Raw genomic sequence first — 1,578 nt, 5'->3', positions numbered from 1 at the left:
ATGGCAAAGGCCGCGTTCCTTCGCGCCCCCCTCTGTCCTGCCGGACATCTCCCCCACTTGGGGGGAGATTGGCAGTTCGAGCGCCGGTGCTCCCCTTGTAACGTCGGCGATTGGCGAAAGCGGCAACTGCATCTGATCTCCCCCCTTGAGGGGGAGATGGCCGGCAGGCCAGAGGGGGGTGCTGTCCCGCCAGCCTTGCCATGATCATCCGTGAAAACTCAATCGTCGGCGGCCGGCGTGAGCTCGAGCTCAGCCGGGGTCAGCCCTTGCCTGAGCTGGCTCAGCCGGAACTCGTCGACCCAATAGGCCTCGCCGTCGACCAGCACGCGCGCGCTGTATGTGCCGCCGGAGAAGCTCTGCGCGGTGACATAGACCTTGTGGCGCTCGAGCGCCTTCTTCACCGCGGCGCGGCGGGAATTTTCTCTGGCGGCGGAACTGGCCATGGCCTCACTCGAAACACGCTGCCGCAGGGATAGCGGCAGCCCCAAGGATGGCGGAGAGCGGCGGGGGAGTCAATTTGGGGAATGCCTCCCCTCTCCCGCCAGCGGAGCCCCTAATAATCCATACCGCCCCCGGGCGGCATCATGGGACCGGCCTCCTTCTTCGGCTTTTCCGCCACCATCGCCTCGGTGGTAACCAACAGCCCGGCGATGGAGGCGGCGTCCTGCAGGGCGGTGCGCACCACCTTGGCCGGGTCGATCACACCTTGGCCGTAGAGATCGCCATAGTCGCCAGTCTGGGCGTTCCAGCCGAAAGAGAATTGACCGTTCTCACGCAGCTTGCCGACGATGATCGAGCCTTCGGCGCCCGCGTTTTCGGCGATCTGGCGTACCGGCGTTTCCAGCGCGCGGCGCACGATCTCGATGCCGGTCCTCTGGTCGGGATTGTCGACGGCGATGCCGTCAAGCGCCCTTGCCGCTCTCAGCAACGCCACGCCGCCTCCGGGCAGGATGCCCTCCTCGACCGCCGCGCGGGTGGCGTGCAGCGCGTCGTCGACGCGATCCTTGCGCTCCCTGACCTCGACCTCGGTCGAGCCGCCGACGCGGATGACGGCGACGCCGCCGGCGAGCTTGGCCAGCCGTTCCTGCAGCTTCTCGCGATCGTAGTCGGAGGTGGTTTCGCCGATCTGCTGCCTGATCTGGGCAACGCGGCCCTCGATCTCGGGCTTGCCGCCGGCGCCGTCGACGATGGTGGTGTTCTCCTTCTCGACGGTCACTCGCCTGGCGCGGCCGAGCATCGCCAGAGTGATGTTTTCCAGCTTGATGCCGAGATCCTCGGAGATGACCTGGCCGCCGGTGAGGATGGCGATGTCCTCCAGCATCGCCTTGCGGCGGTCGCCGAAGCCCGGTGCCTTGACGGCGGCGACCTTCAGGCCGCCACGCAGCTTGTTGACGACCAGCGTTGCCAGCGCCTCGCCCTCGACATCCTCGGCGATGATCAGCAGCGGCTTCGCCGACTGCACCACCGCCTCGAGGATCGGCAGCAGCGCCTGCAAATTGGTCAGCTTCTTCTCATGGATCAGAAGATAGGGCTCCTCGAGATCGGCGCGCATCTTGTCCTGGTTGGTGATGAAATAAG

Annotated in this window: 2 protein-coding genes; both read right to left on the bottom strand. The window is 66.3% G+C overall.

The features are described 5' to 3' along the window. Window positions 1–218: 218 nt before the first annotated feature. Window positions 219–443: a hypothetical protein gene (locus EN781_RS32190; RefSeq protein WP_126055271.1), complete on the bottom strand. Its 225-nt coding sequence runs from the start codon at window positions 441–443 to the stop codon at window positions 219–221. Between the two features lie 110 nt (window positions 444–553). Continuing rightward, the coding region (gene groEL, locus EN781_RS32185; protein ID WP_127400712.1) for a chaperonin GroEL at window positions 554–1,578 on the bottom strand (1,025 nt) is incomplete at its 5' end.

It is taken from the genome of Mesorhizobium sp. M4A.F.Ca.ET.090.04.2.1 (assembly GCF_003999085.1).
GTDB lineage: Bacteria > Pseudomonadota > Alphaproteobacteria > Rhizobiales > Rhizobiaceae > Mesorhizobium.
The sequence above is the reverse complement of the archived record's forward strand: the minus strand, read 5'-3'. Positions and strand labels throughout refer to the sequence as shown.

Excerpts from the sequence above, each read along its gene's own strand:
- EN781_RS32190 (WP_126055271.1), bottom strand. The coding sequence starts at position 443 with ATGGCCAGTTCCGCCGCCAGAGAAAATTCCCGCCGCGCCGCGGTGAAG.